At 62.3% G+C, this 18,501-nt stretch carries 18 protein-coding genes and 1 pseudogene; 8 read left to right on the forward strand and 11 right to left on the reverse strand.

The window, feature by feature from the left end; genetic code table 11:
- Positions 1 to 41: 41 nt before the first annotated feature.
- Genes B0E55_RS01390 through B0E55_RS01410 form a run of 5 tightly spaced genes read right to left on the reverse strand, consistent with a single transcriptional unit; the run spans position 42 to position 5,623 of the window.
- On the reverse strand, positions 42 to 1,094 hold the full coding sequence (locus B0E55_RS01390; protein WP_080908940.1) for an acyl-CoA dehydrogenase family protein: 1,053 nt from the start codon (positions 1,092 to 1,094) through the stop codon (positions 42 to 44).
- Positions 1,091 to 2,056 carry an acyl-CoA dehydrogenase family protein gene (locus tag B0E55_RS01395; RefSeq protein WP_020906274.1) on the reverse strand — a complete coding sequence of 322 codons (966 nt, stop codon included), beginning with the start codon at positions 2,054 to 2,056 and terminating at the stop codon, positions 1,091 to 1,093. The genes B0E55_RS01390 and B0E55_RS01395 overlap by 4 nt, the downstream gene beginning before the upstream one ends.
- A complete protein-coding gene (locus B0E55_RS01400) occupies positions 2,053 to 3,213 on the reverse strand; it encodes an acyl-CoA dehydrogenase family protein (RefSeq protein WP_007734181.1) in 1,161 nt (386 codons plus the stop codon). Before B0E55_RS01400 ends, B0E55_RS01395 begins: the two co-directional genes overlap by 4 nt.
- The gene (locus B0E55_RS01405) at positions 3,213 to 4,085 is read right to left on the reverse strand and encodes an enoyl-CoA hydratase (protein ID WP_080908941.1); all 873 of its coding nucleotides are present in this window, start codon (positions 4,083 to 4,085) and stop codon (positions 3,213 to 3,215) included. The genes B0E55_RS01400 and B0E55_RS01405 overlap by 1 nt, the downstream gene beginning before the upstream one ends.
- The gene (locus B0E55_RS01410) at positions 4,082 to 5,623 is read right to left on the reverse strand and encodes a FadD3 family acyl-CoA ligase (RefSeq protein ID WP_080908942.1); all 1,542 of its coding nucleotides are present in this window, start codon (positions 5,621 to 5,623) and stop codon (positions 4,082 to 4,084) included. The genes B0E55_RS01405 and B0E55_RS01410 overlap by 4 nt, the downstream gene beginning before the upstream one ends.
- A 55-nt stretch (positions 5,624 to 5,678) precedes the next feature.
- On the opposite strand from B0E55_RS01410, the gene B0E55_RS01415 reads away from it, so the two are divergent.
- From B0E55_RS01415 to B0E55_RS01430, 4 genes are all read left to right on the forward strand, one after another.
- Complete coding sequence (locus tag B0E55_RS01415) at positions 5,679 to 6,908, forward strand: acyl-CoA dehydrogenase family protein (protein WP_080908943.1); 1,230 nt, start codon at positions 5,679 to 5,681, stop codon at positions 6,906 to 6,908.
- Positions 6,908 to 7,720, forward strand: coding sequence for an SDR family oxidoreductase (locus B0E55_RS01420; protein ID WP_003945582.1), 813 nt, complete (start codon positions 6,908 to 6,910; stop codon positions 7,718 to 7,720). The genes B0E55_RS01415 and B0E55_RS01420 overlap by 1 nt, the downstream gene beginning before the upstream one ends.
- 76 nt (positions 7,721 to 7,796) lie before the next feature.
- Positions 7,797 to 8,468, forward strand: coding sequence for a TetR/AcrR family transcriptional regulator (locus B0E55_RS01425; protein WP_003945807.1), 672 nt, complete (start codon positions 7,797 to 7,799; stop codon positions 8,466 to 8,468).
- An 11-nt stretch (positions 8,469 to 8,479) separates the two neighbouring features.
- On the forward strand, positions 8,480 to 9,628 hold the full coding sequence (locus tag B0E55_RS01430; protein ID WP_003945727.1) for an acetyl-CoA C-acetyltransferase: 1,149 nt from the start codon (positions 8,480 to 8,482) through the stop codon (positions 9,626 to 9,628).
- Between the two features lie 54 nt (positions 9,629 to 9,682).
- Here the strand turns inward: B0E55_RS01430 and B0E55_RS01435 are convergent, their stop codons facing one another.
- Together B0E55_RS01435 and B0E55_RS01440 are read right to left on the reverse strand one after the other, a co-directional pair.
- Entirely contained in the window at positions 9,683 to 10,000 is a 318-nt protein-coding gene (locus B0E55_RS01435) for a DUF4333 domain-containing protein (protein ID WP_020906277.1), read from the reverse strand.
- Between the two features lie 97 nt (positions 10,001 to 10,097).
- Entirely contained in the window at positions 10,098 to 11,498 is a 1,401-nt protein-coding gene (locus tag B0E55_RS01440; RefSeq protein ID WP_080908944.1) for a cytochrome P450, read from the reverse strand.
- A gap of 95 nt (positions 11,499 to 11,593) precedes the next feature.
- On the opposite strand from B0E55_RS01440, the gene B0E55_RS01445 reads away from it, so the two are divergent.
- Positions 11,594 to 12,181, forward strand: a complete 588-nt coding sequence (locus B0E55_RS01445) for a TetR/AcrR family transcriptional regulator (RefSeq protein WP_020906279.1) — start codon at positions 11,594 to 11,596, stop codon at positions 12,179 to 12,181.
- Positions 12,182 to 12,228: 47 nt separating this feature from the next.
- Here the strand turns inward: B0E55_RS01445 and B0E55_RS01450 are convergent, their stop codons facing one another.
- Positions 12,229 to 13,239, reverse strand: a complete 1,011-nt coding sequence (locus B0E55_RS01450; RefSeq protein ID WP_080908945.1) for an ABC transporter substrate-binding protein — start codon at positions 13,237 to 13,239, stop codon at positions 12,229 to 12,231.
- An 81-nt stretch (positions 13,240 to 13,320) separates the two neighbouring features.
- Positions 13,321 to 14,199: a bile acid:sodium symporter family protein gene (locus B0E55_RS01455; protein ID WP_020968475.1), complete on the reverse strand. Its 879-nt coding sequence runs from the start codon at positions 14,197 to 14,199 to the stop codon at positions 13,321 to 13,323.
- Between the two features lie 132 nt (positions 14,200 to 14,331).
- Here B0E55_RS01455 and B0E55_RS01460 point away from each other — a divergent pair, with 132 nt between their 5' ends.
- The 3 genes from B0E55_RS01460 to B0E55_RS01470 are packed head-to-tail and all read left to right on the forward strand — an operon-like array spanning position 14,332 to position 16,566.
- Entirely contained in the window at positions 14,332 to 14,604 is a 273-nt protein-coding gene (locus tag B0E55_RS01460; protein WP_003945457.1) for a DUF2277 domain-containing protein, read from the forward strand.
- A gap of 5 nt (positions 14,605 to 14,609) precedes the next feature.
- Positions 14,610 to 16,031: an alpha/beta hydrolase gene (locus B0E55_RS01465; RefSeq protein ID WP_029254493.1), complete on the forward strand. Its 1,422-nt coding sequence runs from the start codon at positions 14,610 to 14,612 to the stop codon at positions 16,029 to 16,031.
- Complete coding sequence (locus tag B0E55_RS01470) at positions 15,928 to 16,566, forward strand: NUDIX domain-containing protein (protein WP_241895981.1); 639 nt, start codon at positions 15,928 to 15,930, stop codon at positions 16,564 to 16,566. Before B0E55_RS01465 ends, B0E55_RS01470 begins: the two co-directional genes overlap by 104 nt.
- A gap of 204 nt (positions 16,567 to 16,770) precedes the next feature.
- Here the strand turns inward: B0E55_RS01470 and B0E55_RS01475 are convergent.
- Together B0E55_RS01475 and B0E55_RS01480 are read right to left on the reverse strand one after the other, a co-directional pair.
- Positions 16,771 to 17,097 (reverse strand): annotated as a pseudogene (locus tag B0E55_RS01475) (transglycosylase family protein); the annotation flags it as partial.
- Positions 17,098 to 17,580: 483 nt separating this feature from the next.
- A complete protein-coding gene (locus B0E55_RS01480) occupies positions 17,581 to 18,486 on the reverse strand; it encodes an oxygenase MpaB family protein (protein ID WP_080908946.1) in 906 nt (301 codons plus the stop codon).
- Positions 18,487 to 18,501 lie beyond the last annotated feature (15 nt).

The raw sequence follows: 18,501 nt of genomic DNA on the forward strand, positions 1-18,501 counted from the left end.
TTGTTCGCCCGGGATTGCGAGCGAACAAGCACCGATGTGTCTTAGAGACCCGCGGCCTGAGCGAGGCTCGGCAGGTAGGTGCTCGGCTGTCCGAAGAGCTGAGCGCTGCCGTGTGCACGCTTGAAGTACAGCTGAGCGTCGTGCTCCCAGGTGATTGCGATTCCGCCGTGCAACTGAACTGCTTCGGAGGTGATCTGCTGCAAGGCTTCCGAGCAGTAGACCTTCGCCACTGCCGCGTCGTCCGCCGACTGCGTCGCCACGGCGGCGTACGTCATCGACCGCGCCGTCTCGACCAACGTGTACATGTCGGCCATCCGGTGCTTGAGGGCTTGGAAAGAACCGATCGCGCGACCGAACTGCTTGCGCGACTTGGTGTATTCCACGGTCTGTTCGACGATCGCTGCGGCCGCTCCGACCTGTTCAGCTGACAACGCGATCAGAACGACGGTTCGGATGCGATCGACCAGATCTTCGGACCACTCCAGGGGCCGACCACGAACACCGGAGAACGTGACCTCCGCCAGCGTTCGCGTCGGATCCATGGTGGGGACGCGTCGGCGGGAGACGCCCTCGGCCGCGGGATCTACTTCGTAGAAGCCGTCGGCCGTGAGAACGAGCAGGGTGTCAGCGACGTGTCCGTCGAGGACGTACGACGCCGTGCCGGTCAACGCATCCTCGGTTGCCTCGACGCCGTAGGTGCTCCAACCCGCAGCCCCTGCCCAGCACAGGGCGAGCGTGCTCTCTCCGGACGCGACACCGGGCAGCAGTCGCGAGCATGCGTCGTCGTCACCGGAAAGCAGCAGTGCCTGTGCGGCAAGAATCGCCGAACCCAGCATCGGTGAGGGGGTCAGCGTGCGGCCCAGTTCCTCCTGGACCACATGTACCTCGCCCAAACCTGCTCCGACGCCGTCGAACTCCTCCGGAATCGCCAGCGCGGCGACGCCGATCTGCTCGCACAGCTTGCTCCACAACGCGGCGTCGTAGCCGATCTCTGTGGTGATGGCAGCGCGGACGGCAGCGGAGTCGGAATGCTTGCTCAGGAGATCGCGTACCGACGCACGTAGTGCTGCCTGGTCTTCGGTGTCGATGCTCATGATGCAACCAGCGCTTCGACGACGCGCGCACGATGCTCGGACGGTGTGCCCCAGGCGGTGAGCAATGCTCGTACCTTGGTGAGCCACAGTGAGAGATCGTGTTCCATCGTGTAGCCGATGGCGCCGTGAACCTGGAGTCCGACGCGGGCGGCCTTGTAAGCAGCATCCCCGCACGCGACCTTGGCGGCGGAAATGTCACGCGAGGCGTCGGCCGACTGATCGCGAACCGACAGAGCGGCACCGTGGAGCAGGGGGCGAGCCATTTCGAGCGAAACGGCAACTTCTGCCAGGTGGTGCTTCATTGCCTGGAACTGTCCGATGACCTTGCCGAACTGCTTGCGCTGCTTCGCGTATTCGGTGGTGACCTCGAGCAGTGTCTGGCCGAGACCTTGCAACTGCGCGGCAGTGGCAAGAGCGCCCATGTCGAAGGCTGCGGAGAAGTCGGCGGAGCCCAGCGATTCGCCGGCGGAAACCTCGTAGAGCTTGCGGGAGAGATCCACCGATGCCTTGGCTTCGCCAGGGACGCCGAGTGAGACGGTGCCGTCCTGCGCGAGTAGAACCAGATCGACCGCATTGGCGTCGAGCGCGAACGGTGTGCGCGGGGGAGCGGCGACGGTTGCCAGCGAACCCTCGGCGAGAGCAGAGAGACGTTCCGGTGCAACGGAAGCCAGGAGCGTCGGTGCTACTGCGATGGTCTCGACGACCGGTCCGGGTACTGCGTGCCGACCGAGCTGTTCGAGTGCAACGACCAGGTCCACGGCGTCGGCGCCGAGTCCGTCGTGTTCTTCGGATATGACGAGGCCGTTGACGCCGGTCTCGGCAAGGCGCTGCCAGAGCTTCTTGCCCGGCTCGGTGTCACCGTCGTTCCACGAACGGATGACGGAGGGCATGTCGGACTTGGTCAGCAGTGCATCGATGCTTGCAGCGAAGTCCTGGTGGGAGGAGTCGAGCGCGAATCTCATCGGTCCGCCTTCGGTAGGCCGAGCAGACGCTCAGCGATGACGTTTTTCTGAATCTCGTTGGTGCCTGCGTAGATCGGGCCGGACAGGGAGAACAGGTATCCGTCCATCCAGTTGTCGGCCAGCTCGGCTTCAGGGCCCTGCAGTTCGAGAGCAGTCTCGTGGGTGGCGATATCCCACTCGGACCAGAAGACCTTGTTGATCGAGGACTCGGCGCCGAGTTGTCCACCGTCGGCGAGACGGGTGACGGTACCGAATGTGTTGAGCTGGTAGGCGCGAGCGCCGATCCAGGCGTCGGCAACCTGGTTACGCAGAGCGCTGTCGTCGGTTCGTCCGCTGGACTTGTACAGCTCGAGCAGTCGGTCGACGGTGGCGAGGAAGCGGCCGGGGCTGCGCAGCGAGAGACCACGCTCGTTGCTCGCGGTGCTCATCGCGACGCGCCAACCTTCGTTGACGTTGCCGATCACACCCGACTCACCAGGGTTGGCCGGGTCGTCCGGCACGAAGACGTCTTCGAGGAAGATCTCGGCGAAGCCGGGCTCGCCGTCGAGTTGATCGATCGGGCGAACGGTGACGCCCTTCGAGCGCAGGTCGAACATGAAATACGTGATGCCCTTGTGGCGCTGCGCATCCGGATCGGAGCGGAACAAGCCGAAGCCCCAGTCTGCGTAGCTTGCGCGTGAGCTCCACGTCTTCTGACCGTTGAGCAGCCAGCCCCCGTCGACCTTCTTCGCACTCGAACGCAGGCTCGCGAGGTCGGAACCGGATTCGGGCTCGGACCAGGCCTGGGCCCAGATGTCGTCGGCACGAGCCATGCGAGGCATGATGCGAGCCAACTGCTCGGCATTTGCATGCTCGAACAGTGTGGGAGCCAACAAGAAGATGCCGTTCTGGCTTACGCGGCCGGGCGCGCCCGAGCGGTAGTACTCCTCTTCGAAGATGACCCATTCGAGCAGGGACGCATCGCGTCCGCCGAGTTCCTTGGGCCAGGAGACGACGGCGTAGCCGGCGTCGGCGAGAGTGTGCTCCCACTGACGGTGCTCTTCGAAGCCTTCGGCGGTATCCATCGACTTCAGGGGAGTGGCGGGCACATTCGCCTCCAGGAACGAGCGGACCTCGTCACGGAATGCGGTTGTGGCGTCGTCGAATACGAGATCCACTAGTTTGTTCCTTCCTGCGGTGCGCGAGCACTGGCAGCCATGGCTTTGGCGTCGAGACCACCAAGCGAGTCTTTGCCGACCTCGGCGTTGTGAGCGTGAGCGAAGTGATGCAGACCGAAGACGGAGTCGATGCCGTTGCGCATCCCCATCTGATCCTCGCACTGGTTGACGGCCTTTTTGGTCAAAGCCAGTCCGAAGCGCGGCATCTCGGCGATACGTCCGGCGAGCTCGAACGTCTCCTTCTCGAGATCCTTGCGGGCGACGACGCGATTGACCATGCCGATTTCGTAGGCGCGTTGCGCGGTGAACCGATCGCCGGTGAAGAGCATTTCCTTCGCGAAACGTGAACCGACCATCCACGGGTGCGCGAAGTATTCGACGCCGGGGATGCCCATGCGGACAACGGGATCGGAGAAGAAGGCGTCGTCGGCCGCGACGATCATGTCGCAGATCCAGGCGAGCATGAGCCCACCGGCAATGCAGGCGCCTTGCACCATCGCGATGGTGGGCTTGGGGATCTCCCGCCAACGGCGGCACATGCCCAGATAGACCTCCATCTCGCGGGCGAAACGCTGGTCACCGCCTGGCTTGTCGACGTGATCCCACCACATGGTGGCCTTGTTCTCGTACTCGACGTGATGGTCGCGTCCCGGAGTTCCCAGGTCGTGTCCGGCGCTGAAGTGAGGTCCGTTGCCTGCCAGGACGATCACCTTCACGTCGTCGTCCTCGACGGCGCGCTGGAATGCCGCGTCGAGGGCGTACGTGACCACCGAGTTCTGGGCGTTGCGGTAGTCGGGTCGATTCAAGGTCACGACGGCGACCGAGTCACGAACCTCGTAGGTCACGACGTCGACTTCGAAGGGAACGGTCATGATTGTTCCTCGCGCAGAACCGTTTTGAGGACCTTGCCCGAAGGGTTACGGGGCAGATGATCTACGAAGCGCACCTCGCGGGGCACCTTGAAGCCTGCGATCTTCTCCTTGAGGAAAGCGATCACCGACTCTTCGGTGAGGCCGGCACCGTCGAGTTGGGCGATGTATACGCGGCCCACCTCTCCCATTCGGTGATCAGGGATGCCGATGGCAGCAGACTCGTGGACGCCGGGCAGGCGAGCCAACATGCCCTCGATCTCGGCCGGGTAGACGTTGAATCCGCCGCTGACGTACATGTCTTTCAGACGGTCGGTGATGTCGAGATAGCCACGCTCGTCGAGGGTTCCGACGTCTCCGGTGTGCAGCCAGCCGTCGGCGTCGATTGCCTTGGCGGTGGATTCGGGGTCGTCGAGGTATCCGAGCATGACGTTCGGTCCACGAAGCAGGATCTCACCCTGGTCACCGATCTTGACCTCGAAATCGGCTGTCGCGCGGCCGGAACTGGTGGAGACGGTGACCGGGTCGTCGTCGGTGCGGCACATGGTCGCGACCACTGCCTCGGTCAGACCGTATGCCGTGAGGACGGCGTCGAAAAGCTCTGCCTGCATGCGCTCGACGAGAGCAACCGGAACGGGTGCTGCGCCAGTGATCGCGATGCGGAGCGAGGACAGGTCGTATTCGCTGCGGCGGGGGTGATCGAGAATGGTCTGGTAGATCGTCGGGGCGCCAGGCAGGATGCTGATCTTTTCGCTGTTGACCAGGGCAAGAGTGTCGTCGATGTTGAAGACGGACACCGGCACGATCGTCGCGCCGTTCAGCAGGCAGACCAGGATTCCGGCCTTGTACCCGAAGGTGTGGAAGAACGGGCTGATGATGAGGAAGTTGTCGTCGGCGGTGACCTCGGCGCATTCACCCCACGACTTGGCGACAGCAATGGACTGACGATGCGCGGTGATCGCACCCTTGCTGCGTCCCGTGGTGCCGGAGGTGAAGAGGATGTCGCTGACGTCGTCTGGCTGCACCTTCGCAGCACGCGCATCGGCTTCGGTGCGGGCGGTGTCGGTGGCGAGCGCGAGGAAGTCCTCGAACTCGATGACGCCGTCACGGTCGTCGTCCCCGTCGATCGGTACCTGGATGACGGTCGGGATCGACAGGTCCGGGTTGGCGTCGAGCAACTGCTGATAGCGATCGGCCTTGAGGAACGTGCCGACGACCACCAAGGCCGCGGCGTCGACGCGCTCGATGATGTCGAGAGCTTCGGTGCCGGTGTATCGAGTGTTGATCGGGATGATGGCCGCGCCGGCATATTGAGCGCCGAGCAGGGCGATCACCCAGTGGTACGTGTTGGGCGACCAGATGACGACGCGATCGCCTGCCTTCACCCCACGGTTGATCAGCGCGCCGGCGAAATCGCGGACACGTTGATGTAGCTGTGCGAAGGTCAGTCGGGTGTCGCCATCGGCGATAGCCGCGCGCTCACCGAACTCCTCGGCGGCCCGGATGAGGGCTGATGGGATGGTTCTCGGTTGTTCGGTCACTGGACTCCTACCTGACACGCTACCTAGCAAGTGCTTGGTAGGTTATCTTACATATGTGGACCAGAGCGAGAGCCCGGACGGGCAGATGACGGACGACGAGTTTGCGGCCACGGTCGCGCAGTGGTTGGCCGAGAACTTGACGGGCAAATTTGCCCAGCTCAAGGGTAAGGGCGGCCCCGGCAGTGAGCACGAGTTCTTCGAGCAACGACTCGAGTGGGACAAGCACCTCGCAGCCGCAGGATGGACGTGCCTCGGGTGGCCGAAGGAGTTCGGCGGGCGGGGAGCAAGCATCTCTCAGCAGGTCATCTTCCATCAGGAGTACGCGAAGGCCGGTGCGCCCGCTCGCGTCAGCCACATCGGTGAAGAGTTGCTCGGCCCGACGCTGATCGCGTACGGAACCGACGAGCAGAAGCGCCGATTCCTTCCTGGCATCAACACGGTCAGCGAACTGTGGTCGCAGGGCTACTCCGAGCCTGGCGCCGGTTCAGACCTCGCGAACGTCTCCACCACCGCACGCCTCGAAGACGGCAAGTGGATCATCAACGGCCAGAAGGTGTGGACCTCACTGGCTCACGTCGCACAGTGGTGCTTCGTGGTCTGCCGCACCGAGGTGGGCTCCAAGCGTCATCAGGGCTTGAGCTTCCTGTTGGTCCCGTTGGATCAGCCTGGTGTGACAGTTCGGCCCATCCAGCAGCTCACCGGTACGTCGGAGTTCAACGAGGTCTTCTTCGACGACGCCGTCACCGACGCCGATCTGGTGGTGGGGGAACCTGGCGAGGGCTGGAAGATCGCGATGGGGCTGCTCACCTTCGAGCGCGGGGTATCGACGCTCGGACAGCAGATCGGATTCGCTCGCGAGCTCCAGGGCGTCGTCGACCTGGCGAAGGCCAATGGCAGTGACCAGGATCCGCACATTCGCGAGAAGATCGCTCGTGCCTGGGTCGGACTGCGCGTGATGCGCGCCCACGCGATGCGTACTCTCGACGCGGTCGACGCCGGAACCGGTGGCGGAGAAGCGTCCGTCGCAAAACTGTTGTGGGCCAACTGGCATCGTGACCTGGGACAGCTGGCGATGGACGTGCAGGGTGCGTCGTCGTTGGTTGCACCGTGGGCGGATTCCGAAGGCAATGCCTCGGACATCACCGACCCCGAGCATCTCGAACTCGACGAGTGGCAGCGCCTCTTCCTCTTCACCCGCGCCGACACGATTTACGGCGGCTCCAACGAAATTCAGCGCAACATCGTTTCCGAGCGCGTGCTCGGTCTTCCCCGAGAGGCTCGTTAATGTCTGACACCAAAGCCGCGTCCCCGCTTTCCGTTGCGCCCGAGGAAACCCCGGGCCACGGACTGCTCGCGGGCAAGAAGGCGATCATCACCGCCGCAGCCGGAACCGGCATCGGCTTCTCTACCGCGCGCCGGGTGCTTCTCGAGGGCGGCGACGTTCTCGTCTCCGACTTCCACGAGCGTCGGCTCGGCGAGACGGTGGAGAAGCTGAAGGCCGAGTTTCCCGGCCAGCAGGTCGAGTCCATCATCTGCGACGTCTCCAGCACCGAGCAGGTCGACGCGTTGTTCGTCGGCGCGGCCGAGAAGTTGGGACGCATCGACATCGTCGTCAACAACGCGGGCCTGGGCGGCGAGACACCCGTCGTCGACATGACGGACGATCAGTGGGATCGCGTTCTCGACATCACCCTCAACAGCACCTTCCGTTCGACGCGTGCCGCGCTGCGGTACTTCAAGAGCGTTCCCCACGGCGGTGTTCTGGTGAACAACGCGTCCGTTCTCGGTTGGCGGGCGCAGCATTCCCAGGCTCACTACGCCGCAGCCAAGGCGGGCGTCATGGCACTGACCCGGTGCAGCGCTATCGAAGCCGCGGAGTACGGAGTCCGTATCAACGCGGTCTCGCCCTCCATCGCGCGTCACGCGTTTTTGGCGAAGGTCACCAGTGAGGAACTGCTCGACCAGTTGGCTTCCGGTGAGGCCTACGGGCGCGCCGCGGAGGTCTGGGAGATCGCAACGGTCATCGCGATGCTCGCCAGCGATTACTCCACCTACATGACCGGCGAGATCGTCTCCGTTTCTTCGCAGAGGGCCTAGCGTCCCCGTGCGCGGTTAAGGAGTCCCCGGACTCGCTGACCGCGCACAGGGGAAGGCCCTGGATAGGATTGAATACATGACGCCACCTCGAAATTCCGACGAATCAAACGGCAAGTCCGGGCGCCGCGACGAGCTGCTCGAGATCGCGGCGGGGCTGTTCGCCGATCGCGGAGTGCGCGCGACGACCGTCCGCGACATCGCCGACGCCGCCGGGATACTGTCCGGCAGCCTGTATCACCATTTCGATTCCAAAGAGTCGATGGTCGACGAGATCCTGCACCAGTTCCTCGACGAACTCTTCGGAAAATACCGCGAGATCGTCGCGGCGGGGTTGGACAGTCGCGCGACGCTCGAAGCGCTGGTGGTGACCTCCTACGAGGCCATCGACGCCTCACATTCGGCCGTCGCGATCTACCAGGACGAGGTCAAGCACCTCGTCGGGAACGAGCGCTTCGCTTACCTGGCCGAGCGCAACACCGAATTCCGGGACCTCTGGGTCGGCGTCCTCGAAGCCGGCGTCGCGGACGGGACCTTCCGTTCCGACATCGACGTCGAGTTGGTCTTCCGATTCATGCGAGACACCGTGTGGGTCGCGGTTCGCTGGTACCGCCCGGGTGGATCCCTGTCGGCTCACGCCGTCGCGGCTCAATATCTCGCGATCGTGCTCGACGGGCTCTCCGATCCGGCTACAACTTCAGACGCTATTGCTGAATCAACTTCAAGAACTATTGCTGCACAACGAAACTAGGAGCTAACGCTATGTCCGAGGTTTACATCGTCGACGCCATTCGCACACCGATCGGCAAGAGGGGTGGCGCGCTGTCCGGCGTGCACCCCATCGATCTCGGTGCGCACGTCGTCAAGGCACTGGTCGAGCGCACCGGTATCGACCCCAGTGACGTCGACGACGTGATCTTCGGTTGCGTCGACGCCATCGGCGGCCAGGCCGGCAACATCGCCCGTATGTCCTGGCTCGCAGCGGGATTCCCGGAGCACGTTCCCGGGGTGACCGTTGACCGTCAGTGCGGTTCGAGCCAGCAGGCAGTGCACTTCGGCGCTCAGGCCATCCTGTCGGGCACCGCGGATCTGATCGTTGCCGGCGGCGTTCAGAACATGAGCCAGATTCCGATCTCGGCAGCGATGATCGTCGGTCAGCAGTACGGATTCGACACGCCGACTTCGGGTTCGGTCGGTTGGACCGAGCGCTACGGTGACCAGGAAGTCTCGCAGTTCAAGGGCGCCGAAATGATCGCCGAGAAGTGGGACATCAGCCGCGAAGAGCTCGAGAAGTGGGCCCTGCAGAGCCATGAGCGCGCCAAGGCTGCAATCGCCGCGGGTCGCTTCGACAACGAGATCGTTGCCATGGGCGACGCGACCGTCGACGAAGGACCCCGCGAGACCAGCCTCGAAAAGATGGCGACGCTCAAGGTTCTCGTCGAAGACGGCCGCATGACCGCAGCGGTGGCCAGCCAGATCTCCGACGGTGCGAGTGCGCTGCTGCTGGCGTCGGCGGAAGCGGTGGAGAAGTACAACCTCAAGCCCCGCGCCCGGATTCATCACCTCAGCGCCCGCGGCGACGACCCGATCTTCATGCTCAGTGCGCCGATTCCGGCCACGAAGCATGCTCTCGCGAAGGCCGGTCTGAGCATCGAGGACATCGACATCGTCGAGATCAACGAAGCTTTTGCCCCGGTCGTCCTGGCCTGGATCAAGGAGATCGGCGCAGATCCGGCCAAGGTCAACGTCAACGGCGGCGCGATCGCACTCGGTCACCCGCTCGGCGCGACCGGCACCAAGCTGATGGCGACACTGCTCAACGAACTCGAGCGCACCGGCGGTCGTTACGGCCTGCTGACCATCTGTGAAGGTGGCGGCACCGCGAACGCGACGATTATCGAGCGGCTCTGACGCCTTGCTGTGCGCCTTTATTAACCGCCGGCGGTTAATAAAGGCGCACAGCAGTTAGTTGTTCGGCACATCCGCAACCTTGATGTCGAAGTTCGCACTTTCACCGTCAACGCTGGTCACGGTAGCTGTGACGTCGTATTCGGTGCCCTGCTCGGTCAGGATGCAGGTGATCGATGCGCCGACTTCTGCGTCGAGGTTCTCCGGACACGTCACGTCGTCAGGTGGCTCGCCGATCTTCTCGGCGAGTTGAGTGGAGATCTGACTTGCGACTTCGGACTTGTCCACTTGCGGCGTCCCGACGCTTGCCGAGCAAGCTCCCGTGGCCAATGCCGCCGAGAGCAAGACGATTCCAACTGCAGGCCTCTTTGTCATGTGAACTCCCAGGGTGCGCCGGTGCTCGCTGCTGCCACCTCAGGGATTACCGCATTCGGGACTGTTCAACCGACTTACTCGACGCCGTTTGCCGAGCTCAGCGTCGGCGGACCGTCAAGTTGAAGCCTTCGGGCATCAGGGTGAGCCGTTCGGCCACCTTCAACTCGTAGTCCGGATCGGCTTCGATCGTATATTTTTGCAAGATGGTGCCCAACACGAGGACCGCTTCGTGAATGGCAAATTGTCTTCCGATGCAGGCGCGTTCACCTGTTCCGAACGGCTTGTACACGTGCGCCGGCCTGGCCTTGATGTTGGCAGGTAGGAAGCGATCCGGATCGAAAGCCTCGGGATCGTTGCCCCACACGGGATCGCGATGAAGTGACGGGATGAGCACGAGCATCCAATCGCCCTTCTTCATCGGATACGTGCCGACGAGCGTGGTGTCTTCGAGCGCCGCACGGCCGTAGGCGGGAGCGGTCGGCCACAGACGCAATGATTCGTCGAGGACGCGTCGTACGTATCGAAGTTTCGCGATCTTCTCGAAGGCGGGCTCTTCGCCCTCCCAGACCTTGTCGACCTCGGCTTGCGCCTTGGCCAGCACGTCAGGGTTTCGTGACAGGTAGTACAGCGCGAACGATAATGCGCCGGAGGTGGTTTCGTGTCCCGCGACGAGGAAGGTCACGACCTGATGGCGGATGTTCAGTTCGTCGATACGGTTGGGATCGTTTTCGCGTGCCGCCCGTAGCATCAGTTCGAGAAGATCTTCGGGCCCCGGTTCGGTACTTGTCCGCCGGGCACGGATCACCTCGTCCACAACCTCGGCCATGTACGCCTTGCGGACCTCGTCACGTTGATCGGCCCGACGTGCGAGGACTCGCCCCAGGGCCGTCGACTTCAAGAACGTCGTGCGTTGTGAATGGGAGAGAGCGCCGACCATCGCCTTGACGAACGGGTGCTGCTCTTCACGTTCGAAAGAGTCGAACGAGTAGCTGAATCCAGTGCGTCCGATGGTCTCCAACGTCAGCTTGGTCATGTCTGCGGAGATGTCGACGGGGGAGTCGCTGTCACGACTGTCCCAATGATCGACCAGCTCGCCGGCCACGTCGAGCATGGTGCGGTGGTACGAGCGCATCGCAGTCTGGCTGAACGCCGGGGCCAGGAGATTGTGCGCCTTGCCCCAGTTGGGTTCGTGGTTGTACGCAGTGAACAGTCCGTCGCCGCCGATTCCGCGGAGTGCTTTGACTCCAGGCGCAAGGTGCTTCGCGAACCGGGACTCGTCGGACAGTTCTGCCACCATGTCCGCGCCCGAGGCGAAGACGAAGCGATTTCCCAGGACATTTCTCTCGAAGATCGGGCCGAGTTCGCGCCCGATGCTCACGGAGTTCTGCAGCGGCGTCCGGATATTGATCCCGAGGACGTCCCCGAGGACTGGCAGGCGCCATGCCGGATGCGGAATCCGAGCATCGGTCGTCGCCTCTGGAGTGGTGTCGACGCTCATGGTGTGTCCCCCGGGTGAGATCGCTTACTGAATTGGTGTCTAGTACGCAAAGTACGCCTTACTGAATCGGTGTCAAGTAGTAATCTGACTTGTCTATGGTCGCACCACGAAAACGCCTGGACCGAGAGCAGCGGCGCACGCAGTTGCTCGACATCGGCGCGCAACTTTTTGCCGATCGTTCGTACGAGGACGTCTGGATCGAAGAGGTCGCCGAGATTGCGGGCGTCTCGCGCGGGTTGATGTACCACTACTTCCCGACCAAGCGAGACTTCTTCGCCGCAATCGTCGAGCGCGAATCGCAGCACCTGCTCGAGGTGACCGCACCGGACGCGACGCTACCGGTGCGCGAACAGGTGGCAGCCGGGTTGGACGCCTACTTCGCGTACGTGAAGTCGCACAGCAGGGGAGTGCGCGCCATCAACGTCGGGACGCTCTCGGCCGAGGCCGGTATCCGAGCGATCGTCGAACGCGAACTCGAACAGCAGCAGATTCGAATCCTCGACGCACTGGAATTCGAGGGTGAAAGAAGACAGATCGCTGCCGTCGCAGTTCGGGGATGGATCGCATTCGTCCGGGCTGTCTGCCTCGACTGGCTCGATCAACCTTCCATACCGCAGGAAGAGTTGAGAGTGATTTGTCTGCGGACCCTCTCCGGAGCGTTGGGCATCGACCTCGAAACGTGAAATGCCGACCGCGTGGGAGCGGCCGGCATTTCCACGGACAAGTCTGATCAGTCGAGCGTCGAATAGAGATCGTCCCAGCCCTTGGCTACGTACATGTTGGTGTAGATGGATCCGTAGTACGTACTGCCGCGCAGAACGGTGACGTTCCCGGCCTGCACAGCCGGAAGTCGTTGCCACAACTTGTTGTCCGAGAGCTGATCGAAGGTGGTGTCGCTGCTGTCGGTGACGGATACCATGAACGCGTCGCAATCGCGAAGGCGATCCATCTCCTCGATGCTCAGTCGCCCCTGATTGTCGAAACCGGTTGTGTTCAATGTTCTTCCACCGATGTCAGCGAGTGTCATGTCGGTGGGTTGGCGATTCTTCTTACCGGTTTCCTCCGACACGGGCAGGCTGTCGATGTAGATCGTGGCCTTGTCCGGACTGTAGGACAAACTCGCGACGGTCTTTCCCGCGATCGCCGAAGCGTGTCGAGAGCGGATGTCGGTGATCAGAGCGTCGTAATCGGTGATCAGGCGATCCATGGTGGGGGTTCGGCCCAACCAATCGGAGAGTCGGGTGAGATTTTCTCGCCACGTCTGCTTTGATTCGGTTGTCAGGACAGGAGCGATGGCTTGGAGTTTTGCAGCGGGCCAGTACTCGTTGTCGGCGTTGACGCAGATGATGAGATCGGGTGCGAGTCCGAGGATCTGCTCCAGATTGGGCTTGTCGCTGAGGTATTCGGCCGAACCGTCGACGGGAACCCACTCGGTGGCGGGCGAGATGTTGTATCCGAAGGCCGGTAGTTCCAGGGCAATGGCGAGCTCGAGGTCGGTGCGGGCGTCGACGGCCAAGACCCGCTTGGGGTTGGTCGGTATGTCGTAAGTTCCCAACGGTGTGGTGACGGTGCGCATTTGAGTGTCGTCAGATGTACCCGAACCGTCACTCGAACTGCAGGACGACAGAATTGTTGCCGCTGCTGCCATCCCGGCTCCGATGCCGAATTGGCGACGGGTCAGTGCGTCGACTAGCTCTTGCCAGGCGCGTTCGTCCAGCACGGTAGGTGTGGTGGTCAGCATTTTTCGATACCCTTCGGTCTGAGTCCGTATCGATCGTAGGGTCGGCGATACCAGATCACCTATATCGAAAACCGCCTGATATTAGTCGATTTCGGCCATTGTCCGTGACTTGCGGGTGATCGTTGCGCCGAAGGCGGCGGCGAGCGGGAACATGAGAACGCCGTACACCGCAGCCGGCACTGCCAATTGCACGTTGTTCAGGAGACTGACGGCGATGGTGATCGCCAACGTGCTGTTGTGGATGCCGATTTCCATGGAACTGGCGATTGCCTGACGATCCTCGATGCCGAATATCCGGGGAACGACGTAACCGATCGAGAGGCTCAGTAGGCAGAACAAGGCAGCGACGACGCCGATGTCGACGAGATAGTCCGCGATGTTCTCGCGCTCGGAAACAACCGTTCCGACGATCACCAGTGCCAGAACCACCGCGGATCCGATGCGGACGGGCTTGTCCATCCGCTCGGCAAAGGCGCTCGAGCGCAACCGAACCCACATTCCGAGGGCGACAGGAATCAATACGACGGCAAAGACCTGAAGCACCTTCGTGAACTGAAGCCCGAGAGTGCCGTCCGCGTCCTCGGGTTCGAAGTAACCCAACGCGAAGTTGGTGATCAGGGGGAGAGTGACCACCGCTATCACCGAATTGACCGCTGTCAGCGTCACATTGAGAGCAACATCGCCGCGGAACAGATGGCTGAACAGGTTTGCCGTCGTGCCGCCCGGTGATGCGGCGAGGAGCATCATGCCGACCGCGAGCAGTGGGTCGAGGTCGAACAACGTGACCAATCCGAAGGCCGCGGCCGGGAGCAACAACAACTGACAGATCAGGGCGATCGAAACGGCCTTCGGCGCTTTTGCCACGCGGGCGAAATCTCCGACCGTCAGGGAAAGCCCGAGGCCGAACATGATGATGGCGAGTGCGGCGGGTAGGCCGACGGAGGTGAGTGCAGAGTCCATGAGTTAGTGGCTACTTCCAGTCACTGGGGGAATTTCACTGAAACTACCGTGATGCCCGGATCTGCGTGGCAGTTTGGATACATTGGTGTATCGAACCGTGACGGCGTCGGTGAGCAGGGTTATCGTCGAATTATGTGCCGAAACATCACTGAACTTCGTGGACTCGAGCCCGCTGCTACGCCCGAGGAGATCGAGGCCGCCTCTCGCCAATACGTACGTAAGGTGAGTGGAATAGCCAAGGTGTCCGACGCGAACCGAGACGCCTTCGAACAGGCGGTGCGTGAGGTGACCGAAACGACGACGCGCCTGCTCAGCGCATTGCCGCCTCGCAGACAGCCACCTCAGACCGTCCCGCCGTTGCGTCGTCCGGAAGTACAGGCGCGGATCGCTGCTCGTTCGTCCTGACCCGAGTGGATCTCACAGATATCGACGTATGGGACGTCGAACCGTTGGATCAGCTGTCAGCTGGGCTGGAGGGCGTTCTGGTCGCTCATCGTGTCCGCGACATCCGGCGACGGCTGGATACGCTGCGCAAAGAGGCCGTCGCCGACGACTTGCATATTCGTCAGGACGGAACCGTTTCTGCCGTTGCGCCCATCGCCGACGGTCACCCGCTCCACGTGCATGCCCAGTTGCTCGAGGTCGCGGTGCGAGAACTGATCGGTGAGGCACTGCTGGTCAGCGCGGATCTTCATCATGCGTTGTCTCTGCGGTCTCAGGTCGGCACCGACCTCCGTGACAAAGCTGTGCGTGTGGGGGAGGAGTGGCGAGCGTTCAGCCCTGATCGGCAGCGTCAGATGTTGCGTCATGCACCCGGCCTGATCGCCAACCTCGATGGAATTCCTTCTGCGGTTCGCAGTCCGGCCAATCTCGATCGAATTCAATCGGAACGAGCACGGCTGCAAGATGATTCAGTCCGAATCTCGCAAGAACTCCACCGTGAGTTCTTCGGCGGCAGACTGAGTAACACAGGGGCGGGCCAGTGGTACGCCGAACGCAAACTCGAGGATCTGGACGCGCTCGACGAGTTGTTTCGCGCCGAACCTTGTCGACGGTTACTGCTCATGGACATGCGCTCGGGTGAACGCGGCTTCGCGGCAATCGCGATCGGTGATCCGGACACAGCGGATCACATCTCCGTGACGATTCCCGGATTGAACACCAACGTCAAGGACTCGATGCGCGGAATGGTCGGCGAGGCAACACGATTACGAGCCGAGGCGATGCGCCAACTCGAGCTGGCCGGCCGAAAGGAGAGCGTGGCCACCATCGCCTGGATCGGATACGACGCGCCACAGGTGATCGGGCCGGGAAAGTTCGACATCGGTCGGGCCAGCTTCGACGTAAGTCGATCGTCCAAAGCAGGCATAGCCGCCGACGCATTGGGTAGCTTCTTTCACGGTCTTCGTGCTGCGTCGGTCAACGACCGAGTCCATATCACCGCGTTGGGTCACTCCTACGGATCGCTTGCGACTTCTCTTGCGCTGCAACGCGGGGCAAGCGCAGCGGTCGACGACGTGGTGTTCTACGGTTCTCCCGGCGTGCGGGCCAAGGTGGAGTCGGACCTCGGTATCGCCGACCGCCACGTCTACGTCATGAAAGCGGAAGGCGACAGTATCGCGGGGTTCGGCCGTTTCGGTGGCGATCCGACGCGCACCGAGTTCCACCGATTGTCCACGGCCGAGGGGATCACCCCGGACGGTGTCAAGCACGAGCGGGCTTTCGGTCATGCGGAGTACGCGAGAACCGGGGACAACGGCGAACTGCGGATGTCGGGTTACAACCTCGCGGTTGTGGTTGCCGGACTGCCGGAGTTGGCCGTTGTGGCCTGACCTGCTGACTTGCTCTGCCGATTCATCGCACCCGGGGGGCGGGCTGACGGTCTGGTGTCCTCCGGGCGGAGGCTTGGAAGGAGACGAAACCCCGCCCGAGGCGCTCGCGCGCGAATTGGACGAGGAGATCGGCTTGCGTGACTACGGCGACGCCACCCATGTGTGGCATGAGGAGATCCGTGATCCGACGATATTGCCGGGTTGGGACGGTGCGATCAACGACTACTTCCTCGTGCCGGTAGCGGCCGCACAATGGTCGAGAAGTGTTCGGGCCACGCGATTTACCCGACCGGTTTGCACGCCTGGTCAAGGATGGATCACCGAGTTCGCTGGAACAGTTTGTTCGGGCACCATGAGGGCCGCGAGGCATCGCCGTATTCGAGCATTTCGGCATCGAAACACGGCTAAGCTGGGGTTATGGAGCACTACGTGCGCAAGGAGCCCATCCCGTACGCGTCTACGGCTGCGCCGGTCAGTTCTCACAACCGGTTGGCAAGGACGGCCCAAAAACTGTGGATGGCTCTCCGAGGGCTGATGCGTGATCGGAAGGCGAGTCAGTACACCTCGCTCGCACCGCGTCATCCCGACGGATCACGTACCGCCGTAATGTCTTTCAACAGCAGCGGCGGAGGGGCTGGATCGGGCGGGGCATGAAGGTCGCTAGTACGACGCTGCCCGGGGTCCGTCGAATTCTCGACGAACACCGGGCAGCGACGCACTACTTGGGCTGGGCTCAGCGGAGGTACTGTCCGCAAACCGGCCACGCGCCGGCACCCTGACCGGCAAGGACGTTTTCCGCGACGCGGACCTGTTCTGCCTGGCTGGCATTGGCGGCGCTGCCGGCTCCGCCGTAGGCTTCCCACGTGCTCTGGCTGAACTGGAGCCCGCCGTAGTAGCCGTTTCCGGTGTTCGCGGCCCAGTTGCCCGAAGATTCGCATTCTGCGACACCCGACCAGTCGTGGGTGGCTGCGGATGCGGTGCCGGCGCTCAGTCCGAGGGCTCCGGCTGCGAGGGCTCCGGCTGCGGCGACAGAGGCAAGGGCACGGGTAACAGTGGTCTTGGTCATTTTTGGTAAATCCTCTCGAGTCCCGCCGACGGAGGACGGTGACCGTCTCAGCTCCGCTCCCACCACTAGGAATGTTGTCGAGTCCGAACCGCGGGGTGGGACGGCGGTGGCGATTCGGTAATGCCCGGTTGATCGGGCTGTCACCAACCATAAGAGATGATTACGGATTGGTCACGGGTCGGCGTGTCGACGCATGTTTGTGCAACAGAAATGCATCAAAGAGTGTTTTCCCAGGTCGCGTGGCGATATGCCACCTCTCTTGGCGTTACATAATCGAGATAAAGTGTGATGCAAGTCACTGGAAATGCGTCTTGATGGCGTCGGTATGTGGCGAATGTGGCGCTCGATCGGCCGGTTTTGTCGATTTTCCGGCCCCAGTTCTGGTCACACAGGAGGCTGTGTCGAACCGCGATCTATTGTCGACCGACCGCCCCGATTTACCTGTGGGGCAGCAGAATTGAAAACGAATTACGCGCTGCTGGCTCAGACGAGATTCTTGCTCGTCTTAATCCGACGACGAATGTCGCGCATCTGTATGGTGTTGCCGGCCTGACGAACGGAGCGTGGGATGAACCTGTTGACGAACGACACGAAAATGAAGAGGTGTTCGAACCGGCGGCGGTCGTCTTCGGTCCACTCGAGGTCGAGTTGGTCGCGGTAGATCGGTGGAAGGAATCCGACCGTCAGGAACCGCAACAAGTTTCGGAATACCAGGCGTATCGGCCAAGCGATCATCTGTAGATTGACCAGGTCGATCAGATACTGCTTGGTGCGTTCGTCGATCACGACGCGTTCGCAACCGAGGTTCCAGTAGCGCTCGAAATCTGCGCGTGTGGCCGGCCACATCTCTTCGGTGACCTGCAGTGTCGTTCCCAAAGTTGATGCGGACTGATAGAACGACTCCGCCTGTTCTTCCGACATCTTGCCGTGCAACAACTGATGACTGTCTTCGAAACCGATGAACAGGCAAGCAGCAACCCATAATTGGAGTTCGCGATTGAAGGCGTTGTACTTGACCGGGCTGTTCGCATCCGACTTCACATGTCGGTGTACCGAATTCACGGCCTCGCGGTAGGCCTTTCGCTCTTCCGCGTTGCCCAGGATCGCGACCGTCAGGTACTGCGTTGTGGTTCGTGCGCGCTTCCACGGATGCGCTGTCAGAGCACCAGATTCGACCTTGCTCTCCATGACGCCGTACGCCACCTCGGGCCAACCGAGTTGCAGGATGACGTTGGCAGCGGCTCCGGCGAACGACCAGAAATCGAGTGCGTCGGTGATGTGTGCGGGTTTACGTGCCCACCGCCTACGCTCCGCCGTGATGGTGATGCGTGTCTGATCGGTTCGAAGAGACGACTCGGACTTTTCCGAATCCAGGTAGTGAGTGGGCATGGATCTTCCTCCGCG

Origin of the sequence: Rhodococcus sp. 66b (assembly GCF_002076325.1) — a bacterium.
GTDB lineage: Bacteria > Actinomycetota > Actinomycetes > Mycobacteriales > Mycobacteriaceae > Rhodococcus_F > Rhodococcus_F erythropolis.